Annotated in this window: 6 protein-coding genes and 1 pseudogene; 4 read left to right on the top strand and 3 right to left on the bottom strand. The window is 64.2% G+C overall.

Annotated features, from left to right (window positions below):
* From GT042_RS09350 to pknB, 4 genes and pseudogenes are all read left to right on the top strand, one after another.
* Positions 1-648: pseudogene (locus GT042_RS09350) on the top strand (protein phosphatase); the annotation flags it as partial.
* 25 nt (positions 649-673) lie between these two features.
* Positions 674-2,086, top strand: coding sequence for an FtsW/RodA/SpoVE family cell cycle protein (locus tag GT042_RS09345; protein ID WP_161308238.1), 1,413 nt, complete (start codon positions 674-676; stop codon positions 2,084-2,086).
* Positions 2,083-3,543: a penicillin-binding transpeptidase domain-containing protein gene (locus GT042_RS09340; protein ID WP_161308237.1), complete on the top strand. Its 1,461-nt coding sequence runs from the start codon at positions 2,083-2,085 to the stop codon at positions 3,541-3,543. Before GT042_RS09345 ends, GT042_RS09340 begins: the two co-directional genes overlap by 4 nt.
* A 170-nt stretch (positions 3,544-3,713) precedes the next feature.
* On the top strand, positions 3,714-5,771 hold the full coding sequence (gene pknB, locus GT042_RS09335; protein WP_161308236.1) for a Stk1 family PASTA domain-containing Ser/Thr kinase: 2,058 nt from the start codon (positions 3,714-3,716) through the stop codon (positions 5,769-5,771).
* Positions 5,772-6,375: 604 nt separating this feature from the next.
* On the opposite strand, the gene GT042_RS09330 is transcribed toward pknB, so the two are convergent.
* From GT042_RS09330 to GT042_RS09320, 3 genes are all read right to left on the bottom strand, one after another.
* A complete protein-coding gene (locus GT042_RS09330) occupies positions 6,376-7,155 on the bottom strand; it encodes a hypothetical protein (protein WP_161308235.1) in 780 nt (259 codons plus the stop codon).
* A 1,317-nt stretch (positions 7,156-8,472) separates the two neighbouring features.
* Positions 8,473-9,150 carry a class E sortase gene (locus GT042_RS09325; protein ID WP_345943725.1) on the bottom strand — a complete coding sequence of 226 codons (678 nt, stop codon included), beginning with the start codon at positions 9,148-9,150 and terminating at the stop codon, positions 8,473-8,475.
* Positions 9,151-9,315: 165 nt separating this feature from the next.
* The coding region (locus GT042_RS09320) for a class E sortase (RefSeq protein WP_202532559.1) at positions 9,316-10,107 on the bottom strand (792 nt) is incomplete at its 5' end.

Genomic DNA, 10,107 nt, shown 5'->3' with positions numbered 1-10,107 from the left:
GCCGTACCGCAGCAGCCCGCCGGCGGCTTCGGCCCGCCCGGCAGCGGCGACGAGCCCGGCTACGGCGGCATGCCGCCCGAGGGCGGGTACGGGACGTACAGCGACGACGACTTCGTCAAGCCCCGCGGCGGCCGCAAGTGGGCCAAGAGATCCTTCTACGTCGTCCTGGCGCTCGCCGTGGTCGGCGGCGGCCTGTACGGCGGCTACCGCTGGACGCAGACCCAGTACTACGTCGGCTCCAACAAGCAGCATGTCGCGCTCTACCGGGGCATCAGCCAGGACCTGGCCTGGGTCTCGCTCTCGAAGGTCCACAAGGACCACCCCGAGATCGAACTCAAGTACCTCCCCGACTACCAGCGCAAGCAGGTCGAGGGCACCATCACCGAAGGCAACCTGAGCGAGGCCGGCAAGAAGATCGACGCGCTCGCCGTCCAGGCCTCGGCCTGCAAGAAGGACGAGCAGCGCCGCGCCGCCGAGCGGGCGGCCGACGTGGCCGACAGCGAGGAGCAGGTGGGCGGCACCAAGCCGACCGACAAGCCCTCGCCCGGCCCGACCGACACCACCAAGCCCGACAAAGCCACTCCCCATCCGGGCCCCAGCCTCTCGGAAGAGGAGCAGAAAGTGGCCTCGAACTGCGGGAAGCAGTAGCGGCCGAGGGGGCCTCTTCACCACCATGAGCGTTGTCACGAACACCACCACCATCGGCGCCATCGAGGCACCGAGCCGCCGCAACACCGAACTGGCCCTGCTGGCCTTCGCGGTCGCCATCCCGATCTTCGCGTACCTGAACGTGGGTCTCGCGATCAACGGCAAGGTGCCGACGGGAATGCTCGGTTACGGGCTCGGCATCGGTCTCCTGGCCGGCACCGCCCACCTCGTGGTGCGCAAGTTCGCCCCGTACTCGGACCCGCTGCTGCTCCCGCTGGCCACCCTGCTCAACGGCCTCGGGCTCGTCGTCATCTGGCGGCTCGACCAGTCACCCAAACTGATCCGGCTGTCGAAGATCGCATACGGCGCCTTCTCCCCGTCCGCGCCCAAGCAGCTGCTCTACTCGGCCATCGGCGTCGCGCTGTTCCTCGTCGTGCTGATCCTGCTCAAGGATCACCGCATCCTCCAGCGGTACACGTACATCTCCATGTTCGTGGCCCTGGTCCTGCTGATCCTCCCGGTCTTCTTCCCCGCCGTGAACGGCGCCAAGATCTGGATCAGCGTCGGCCCCTTCACCATCCAGCCGGGAGAGTTCGCGAAGATCATCATCGCGATCTTCTTCTCCGGGTACCTCATGGTGAAACGCGACGCGCTCGCCCTCGCCAGCCGCCGCTTCATGGGCCTCTACCTGCCACGCGGCCGTGACCTCGGACCGATCCTGGCCGTCTGGGCCATGTCGATCCTGATCCTGGTCTTCGAGACCGACCTCGGTACGTCGCTGCTGTTCTTCGGCGTCTTCATCGTCATGCTGTACGTCGCCACCGAGCGCACCAGCTGGATCGTCTTCGGCCTCCTGATGTCCGGAGCCGGCGCCGTGGGCGTGGCCACCTTCGAACCGCACGTCCAGGACCGCGTCAACGCCTGGCTCGACCCGTTCGGCTGCTACAAGACCAACGGCGCCTGCCAGCAGATCGGTGACGCCCTGCTGTCCTTCGGCTCCGGCGGCACGCTCGGCACAGGCCTCGGCCAGGGCCACTCGGACCTGATCGGCTTCGCCGCCAACTCCGACTTCGTCCTCTCCACCGTCGGCGAGGAGTTCGGACTCGCCGGCACGATGGCGTTCCTGCTGCTGTACGGGCTGATCGTGGAGCGCGGTGTACGGACCGCCCTCGCCGCCCGCGACCCGTTCGGCAAGCTGCTCGCCATCGGCCTCTCCGGCGCCTTCGCCATCCAGGTCTTCGTGGTCGCGGGCGGTGTGATGGGCCTCATCCCGCTGACCGGCATGACCCTCCCGTTCGTCGCCTACGGTGGCTCGTCCGTGCTCGCCAACTGGGTTCTGATCGGCATCCTGATCCGTATCAGCGACACCGCCCGCAGGCCCGCGCCGGCCCCCGCCCCGTCACCCGACGCCGAGATGACCCAGGTGGTCCGACCGTGAACAAACCCCTGCGACGGGTCGCGATCTTCTGCGGCCTGCTGATCCTCGCGCTCCTGGTCCGCGACAACTGGCTCCAGTACGTACGCGCGGACGAGCTGAACTCCAGCGACTTCAACCGCCGGGTCCTGATCGAGCGGTACGCGCACGAGCGCGGCAACATCATCGTCGACGGAAAGCCCATAACGGGCTCCACGAAGACGAGCAGCAGCGACTTCGCGTACAAGCGCACGTACGTGAACGGCCCCATGTGGGCCCCCGTCACCGGCTACGCCTCGCAGGCCTTCGACGCCACCCAGATCGAGAAGCTGGAGGACGGCATCCTCACCGGCAACGACGACCAGCTGTTCTTCGACCGGACGCTGGCGATGTTCACCGGCGAGAAGAAGCAGGGCGGCGACGTCGTCCTCACCCTCAGCGGCGCCGCCCAGAAGGCCGCCTACGAGGGCCTCGGGAAGAAGAAGGGCGCCGTCGCCGCGATCGACCCGAAGACCGGCAAGATCCTCGCTCTGGCCTCCACCCCCAGCTACGACCCGTCCTCGTTCGCCGGCAACAGCGACAAGGACGGCGAGGCGTGGAGCAAGCTCGAAGAGGACAAGGACCAGCCGAAGCTCAACCGGGCCCTGCGTGAGACCTACCCGCCCGGCTCCACCTTCAAGGTGGTCACGGCGGCGGCGGCCCTGGAGCACGGAGTCGTGACCGGTATCGACGACAAGACCGACTCGCCCCTGCCGTACATCATGCCGGGCACGACGCGTCCGCTGGAGAACGAGGGCAACATCCCCTGCAAGAACGCCACCCTCCGCGTGGCGCTCCAGTACTCGTGCAACACCGTCTTCGGCAAACTCGGCGTGGACGTCGGCGCGGACAAGATGCTGGAGACGGCGAAGAAGTTCGGCTTCAACTCGGAGCAGTTCGTCCCGGTCCGCGCCAACGCGTCGATCTTCCCCGAGAAGATCAACGAGTCGCAGACCGCGCTCTCCTCCATCGGCCAGTTCGACACCCGCACCACCCCGCTCCAGATGGCCATGGTCGCCGCCGCGATCGCCAACGACGGCAAGCTGATGAAGCCGTACATGGTCGACCAGCTGCGGGCGCCCAACCTGGACCAGCTCAGCCAGACCGACCCGGAGGAGCTGAGCCGTCCCCTCACCCAGGAGCACGCGCAGATGCTCCAGCAGATGATGGAGACGGTCGTCAAGGAAGGCACCGGCACCAACGCGCAGATAGACGGCGTGACGGTCGGCGGTAAGACCGGTACGGCCCAGCACGGCGAGAACAACAGCAAGAACCCGTACGCGTGGTTCATCTCGTACGCCAAGACAGACGCCGGATCCCCGGTCGCCGTGGCCGTCGTGGTCGAGGACAGCGACGCCAGCCGCGACGACATCTCGGGCGGCGGCCTCGCCGCCCCCATCGCCAAGGACGTGATGAAGGCGGTCATCGACAGCAAGAAGTGACGCCGGTCACGGCTCACGTCCATATCTGCACATTGCGATACCGGTCGCGTATCAGGTGTCCGGTACGGGCGGACCGCACGGGGCGTGCCCGGTAGCGTAGGCGCGTACAGCACATCGCCGGAGACCACTCACCGGTGCGATCGGGACTGACGGAGAGGGCCGGAACAGTTATGGAAGAGCCGCGTCGCCTCGGCGGCCGGTACGAGCTGGGCGCGGTGCTCGGCCGTGGTGGCATGGCCGAGGTGTACCTCGCGCACGACACCCGGCTCGGCCGATCCGTCGCTGTGAAGACGCTCCGGGCCGACCTGGCCCGTGACCCGTCGTTCCAGGCCCGGTTCCGCCGGGAGGCCCAGTCCGCCGCCTCGCTCAACCACCCGGCGATCGTCGCGGTCTACGACACCGGCGAGGACTACGTCGACGGCGTCTCCCTCCCGTACATCGTGATGGAGCACGTCGACGGTTCGACCCTGCGTGAGCTGCTGCACTCCGGGCGCAGGCTGCTGCCCGAGCGCACGCTGGAGATGACCGTCGGGATCCTCCAGGCGCTGGAGTACTCGCACCGCGCCGGGATCGTCCACCGCGACATCAAGCCCGCCAACGTCATGCTGACGCGCACCGGCCAGGTCAAGGTCATGGACTTCGGCATCGCCCGTGCGATGGGCGACTCCGGCATGACGATGACGCAGACGTCCGCCGTCATAGGAACCGCCCAGTACCTCTCCCCGGAGCAGGCCAAGGGCGAACAGGTCGACGCGCGCTCCGACCTGTACTCCACCGGCTGCCTGCTCTACGAGCTGCTCGCGGTCCGGCCGCCGTTCGTCGGGGACTCCCCGGTCGCGGTGGCCTACCAGCATGTACGGGAAGAACCGCAGCCCCCCAGCGTGTACGACCCCGAGATCACGCCCGAGATGGACGCGATCGTCCTCAAGGCCCTCGTCAAGGACCGGGACTACCGCTACCAGTCCGCCGACGAGATGCGCGCCGACATCGAGGCCTGCCTCGACGGCCAGCCCGTCGGCGCGACCGCCGCCATGGGCGCGGTCGGCTACGGCGGCGGGTACGGCGGCGACGGGGACCACGCGACCACCGCGCTGCGCACGGCCGACCCGGCCACGTCGATGCTCCCCCCGATGAATCCGAACGACGGGGGCTTCGGCGGAGGCGGCTACGACGGGGGAGGCCCGGGCCGGCGGCGCCAGCCGAAGAAGTCCAACACGTCGACGATCCTGCTGATCGTCGCCGGTGTGCTGGTCCTGGTCGGGGCGATCCTGATCGGCCAGGCGGTCTTCAGCGGCGACGGCGACGCGAAGAGCAAGGTGCCGATCCCCACCCTCGTCGGGAAGACCCTCACGGAGGCCGAGACGCTGGCGACCAACGCCGGGGTCAAGGTCGCCCAGTCCAGCAGCGAACGCTGCGACCAGCCCAAGAACGCCATTTGCAGCCAGGTCCCGGCCCCGGAGGCCGGCGAGATGAACGAGGGCGACACGATCAATGTCGTCGTCTCGGAGGGCGCCCCCAAGGTCGAGGTCCCGGACGTCACGGACAAGGACCTGAAGGACGCGACGCGTCTCCTGGAGGACAAGGGCTTCAAGGTCGGCGACCCGAAGCAGGTCGAGTCGGACGAAGACCCCGGCACGGTCCTGGAACAGGACCCGGCAGGCAACGCCCAGGCCGAGAAGGGCGCCGAGGTCACGCTGACGATCGCCAAGCAGGCCCTGGTCGACGTCCGCGACGTGACCAACGGCCAGCAGTTCGACTCCGCGAGGTCGCAGCTGGAGGACACGCTGGGCTTCACCGTCAAGCGGGTGGACGTGGACAGCGATCAGCCCGCGGGCATCGTCGTCAAACAGGATCCCCCCGGCGGCACCAAGGCCCCGAAGGGCAGCCAGATCACCCTCCAGGTCTCCAAGGGCCCGCAGCAGGAGAAGGTCGCCGTGCCGGGCCAGCTGGCAGGGAAGCGGGTCGGCGAGGTCAAGGCGATCCTCCAGAGCCAGGGGCTCAGCGCGACCTTCGCCCCGAACTCGCCCCAGGACGACAACGCCATCGTCCTCAACGTCACCCCGGGTGAGGGCACCCAGGTCGACAAGGGGTCGGCCGTTGTCCTGATCACGGTGAACCCCGGCGGCCAGAACGGCGGGAACAACAACGGCGGCGGCGGGGAAGGCGACGGCAACGACGGAGGCTTCTTCGGAGGCGCGTCCGGAGTCGCCTTCCGCACGGAGGACTGAATTCGCGCAAACATAGGTCCCAGCGCCCGCAAAGTGGTGTTGGGACCTATGTCATTCCTATGCTGACGCGACGCCCTTCGCTCGCTCTCCATGGTCTAGCCAATCATGTTCGGTGATTTCCTCAGGCCGTCCAAACTTCTTACCTACGTCGTAGCGGATGACGGGTGCCAGGAGTTCAATCCAGCGGTCAACCAGGGCCGAGGCAGCCGGATTACGGTCTACCGCCCCGGAGCGCCAGATTTAATGACAGTCAAGCCATACGAGAGGCGTAGTAGCCAACATCGAAGACGACGTGGATATCGGGTCGTTCTGCTGCCAGTGCCAGGTCTGCAAGGTTCTCGACCATCGGCGAAACTGGGCTGCGGTGTCCTCGGCGGCATCAGCATATATTCCTCAACGCTGACGAACGGTGGCACCTATAGCTCCGCCCGTGGCGCCACGGAGGCCGACTGAATTCAGCGCGTACTGGACTGTCTGGACAAGTAGTAACTCGCCGTACAAGCGCGGCAAGCAAAGCGGAGCTACCGAACTTGATTGGGTGATGTCGGCTTGATACTGGTCAGGTAATAGGGGCGACCGGCGGCAGTGAAGGCAGTCGTGTCCGCTAGCCGTTTGTAATAATTCTCCTAGCATTTTCTAGTTCTTTTGCGTGGTTGACGCGAAGCCTACTTAGTCGCGACTCACTATTCGCAATTTTCGCACGCTGAATATCACTCTCCGCAGCGAACCACACGGCTGGAAGATTAGTGCTATTTTTACATTTAACATCTGCGACAGCCGTTTGAATTTCTACCGAGTTAGCTTCAGCCTCCCCAAGAAAATCGCGGTCATTTAGCGGATCTAGTGGCATTTTATAGGTATAGCCATATCTCTCCATACATGAGGACCACGCACGAAAGACCTTCACAACACGAGTTTTATGCATCGATTCCGTGAAACTTCTCACTGAAATTTCGTAAGCTGCTGAAGCATCATCTCCTGGCTCAAAGGGAGCCTCAACTTGCTGAAAGGCCTCACCGCGGCAGCCTCCCTTTGGAACTTTAGTTCCGTGATACTCCGTCACTATTTTGCCCGTGGGATACGGTTCGAGGGAACCAAAAAGAACCGAGGCAGCATCTTTCTGAAGAGAGTCTCGCGGGATCGGCACCCCAGGCGCAGCGTGGTATCCATACTTCTCGGCAAGTTTTAGGTTCATTATTCCATACCGTCTGTCATCCGATCCATCACCTTCGAATGACGGGACCGGCGCCGGTTCGATGTATTCAAATCCGAAACGCTCCATGCAGCGACTGACTATTTCAGCCTCAGCTGCCTTAATTACAGAATCCTCACTTTGAGTAAAACTAAAGGATGCGATCGGCAGCCTCGCGGAATATTCCGACACCGATTCAGACTGGAGATTCTCGGTGACTCTTCTAGGTACCTCTGGAGTGATCCCTTGCGTTTTTTGGCCTTCATTACTACATGCGGTAACAGTCAGCAGAGCAGCGGTCGCCCCCAGAAACGCTCTAGACTTCAAGCAGCACAAGTGCACGAATATACCTCTAGAAAATTAGGTGGAGGCAGTTTCCGTCACCATCGGAAACTGCCTCCAGAACACTGATTTGGAACGTTGAACCACTCGCGTCCTTAGGCCGCCAGTGACCGCGCCACCCGCAGGACGAGATCTCTTAGAAGTCGTAGCACCCCGACTTGTAAGAAGAATGCGCCTGATAGGAAGCGTTCTGATTGTAAGTATTGACGAGCTGCGACGCCTGAACCCCACCAGCATTCATCTGGTCACAGGGTCCCCCAAAACCACTATTAAAATAAACCACACCATAAGGAGCGGCGGTAGAAATGCGGCCATAAAGAGCAGAAGCAGCATTGTTCTTTACGGCCTGCCCCTGACCCGAGCCGGAGCTGAGGAAAGTATAACCAGAGAAATCTGATATCTGAGTATTGTCGAAAGTTGTGTGCGATCCACTGAAATTTGAGTTATACCAAAGCACAAGGCACGACCCTGCCGAAAAGGTACAACTCCCTCCGCTCGCCGCAGAAGCGGAAGGCGCGAAAACTAGCCCTCCAGCAAACAGAGATACCAAGGCGGCCGCAGTGCCGGCCACTATACGAGCGCTCTTGGCGAGTCCAATAATTTTCATACCTCGATGTCCCCTCGGTAGAAATACAGGTAGATACGAAGAGAAACTTACACTCCGTCAGACAGAGAAGCAATGAGTGATCTGGAAGAATAATATCCTCGAATCGCCAAAGTGCGTCACGAAGACATAAAAAATGACATAAGGGGTAACTGTATCCAAAGTTTAAACATCAAGCATTATCGGGCAGACAACGTCGAGGAGGTCGGATCTGGTGCTGCCGGTCGGAGCGCACAGGTCCAGCTTACTGGGCGAGGCAGAGCCACCCGTCCCTGAAGAGTCCATGGGCTGATTCTTAAAAGCCTCGACCTGACCGCACTCCCCCCTTGCGCGGCAGGGGGTATTGGAGGCATCACCATGACGGGGATCCTGAACGACCCGTCGTACTGATCTGACACCACAGACCAGCTATTTATATCGGACAACATCACTGGCCGAGGACGCTACTTTTCGCAACTGGTCACGGTCAAGAAGGTCTATCCACACCGGCCCGATTCGGGAATCATGCATGCCATGAGGTCAACAGCCATCTTCGACATACGTTAGACCGGCACGGCAACACCTCAGCGCAGCTCCGGCGGCGGGGTGCGGTTCTTGTCGACCTTTTCCGTGCGGACCAGTTCCGCCCAGACGATGTAGCGGTAGTCCGAGGTGTAGATCGGGGTGCAGGTCGTCAGGGTCAGGTAGCGGCCCGGCTTCTTCTTGCCCGACTCCTTGGGGACCGGCAGCAGGACGTTCACGTTGTACTTGGACGTCTTCGGCAGCTCTTTGTAGACCTTGTAGACGTACCAGGTGTCCTTGGTCTCGAAGACGACCGGGTCACCGACCTCGATCTTGTGGATGTTGTGGAACTTCGCGCCGTGGCCGTCCCGGTGCGCCGCCAGCGTGAAGTTGCCCTTCTTGTCCCACGGCAGCGCCGACTTGACCGGGTCGGTGTAGTAGCCGGCGATCCCGTTGTTCAGGGACTTCGGCTCCGTGCCCTTCTTGACGAGCACTTCACCGTTGTTCATCGCCGGGACGTGGAGGAAGCCGATGCCGTCCTTCGAGTCGAAGGACCGGGGGGTGCCGTCGCCGCCCGCGCCGCCGTCCGTGCCGCCCCGCGCCCAGTTGTCGCGTACCTCGTTGCCCTGCTTGGTGGCCTCGCGGTCGGCGAGCACGTTCGTCCACCACAGCGAGTAGACGACGAACAGGCCGAGCACCAGGCCCGCCGTGATGAGCAGTTCGCCGAAGACGCTGACCACCGCCGCGGCCCTGCTCCTGGGCGGCCGGCCCGGCGACGGGTCGGGCGGCGCGGCGGGCGCGTCCGGTCCCGGCGGCGGTGGTGCTCCGGTCTGCTCGTCGTGTTCGGTTCTCGCTGCCACCGCACCCGCCCCCGTCCCAGTCCAGTCGCCGGCCCCCCGGCGGGCTCAGCCGACGAGATCGTCCGGCTTGCCCTTGCTGCGTGGCCGTTCGTCCACCATCTTGCCCCACACGATCATCCGGTACGTACTGGTGAATTCGGGCGTGCAGGTCGTCAGTGTGATGTAACGGCCCGGCCCCGTGAACCCCGACTGCGGAGGCACCGCGTCGATGACGCTCACGTTCGACGGAGAGGTCTGCGGCAGGGTCTTGGTCATCGCGTACGTGTAGTACGCGTCCTGCGTCTCGACGATGATCTTGTCGCCCGGCTGCAACCGGTTGATGTAACGGAACGGCTCGCCATGGGTGTTGCGATGGCCGGCCACCGCGAAGTTGCCCTGCTTGTCCTCCGGCATCGCCGTCTTGAGCTTGCCCTCGGCGTAGTGCCCGACCATGCCGTGGTCGAGGACCTTCGACTTGCTGATGCCCTCGGCGATCGGCACCACGACGTCCAGCTTGGGGATGTGCATGATGGCGAAGCCCTGCCCCGGCGCGAAGACGCCGGGCTGGCGGCCCTTGGCCCAGCCGTCCTGGATCTTGTTCGTCTCCTTGCCGGCGTACTGGTCGGCCCGGACGTTCGTCCACCAGAGCTGGTACGTGACGAACAGCAGCATCAGCACGCCGAAGGTGATGAACATTTCGCCGACGACACGGCTCACGACCACCGCGGGGCTGTCCTTCGCCGCGCGCGCGGCACGGCGGGCCTCGACGCGGGAGAGCGGCTTGGCCGGCGCGGACCCGTGCGCGGCCGTCCCGGGGCCGTTCCCGGCCTCGGCCGCCCCCGGCTCCTGCCGCCTGCA

The organism is Streptomyces sp. SID3212 (assembly GCF_009865405.1).
Classification (GTDB): Bacteria; Actinomycetota; Actinomycetes; order Streptomycetales; family Streptomycetaceae; genus Streptomyces.
This window is presented reverse-complemented; position numbering and strand designations above follow the sequence as displayed.

What these genes read in the sequence shown, in the direction of transcription:
- GT042_RS09345 (WP_161308238.1), top strand. Translation starts at nt 674, where the DNA reads ATGAGCGTTGTCACGAACACCACCACCATCGGCGCCATCGAGGCACCG.
- pknB (WP_161308236.1), top strand. Translation starts at nt 3,714, where the DNA reads ATGGAAGAGCCGCGTCGCCTCGGCGGCCGGTACGAGCTGGGCGCGGTG.